Annotated in this window: 1 protein-coding gene; it reads left to right on the top strand. The window is 28.7% G+C overall.

Annotated features, from left to right (window positions below):
- A partial coding sequence (locus KVT34_RS29960) for a winged helix-turn-helix transcriptional regulator (protein WP_217563266.1) occupies nucleotides 1-124 on the top strand: 124 nt, incomplete at its 5' end.
- Between the last annotated feature and the right edge of the window lie 256 nt (nucleotides 125-380).

Here is a 380-nt window from a genome sequence, read left to right as displayed (position 1 = left end):
TTATCAAGAAATACCACCTAAAGTGGAGTATAGCTTAACTGCGCATGGAAAAACGGTAAGTGTTGTTTTGGATAGTATGTGTGGTTGGGGAAGGAAACATTTAGAATATATCAACAAGAATTAACTGTAAATTTATTATGTAAACTGAAAAATAGAAAGTTGTTATTTCAATAATTTGTATTTTATAATATATATAATTAGATGATGTTATCGTAGATATAATCTTTTAATTGAGGTGGGATAGATGAAATTATTTATTGCTCGAAGGAAGTAGTTGTTTGAAACTGAAAGATGTGTACCAGATATAAAAAGAGATTTTCGAAAATATAAACTATGAGTCTAATTCGGGGGACTTCAGGATTGAACATTTCATACATAGT

Source organism: Paenibacillus sp. GbtcB18 (assembly GCF_019091125.1).
GTDB lineage: Bacteria > Bacillota > Bacilli > Paenibacillales > NBRC-103111 > Paenibacillus_F > Paenibacillus_F chitinolyticus.
The sequence above is the reverse complement of the archived record's forward strand: the minus strand, read 5'-3'. Positions and strand labels throughout refer to the sequence as shown.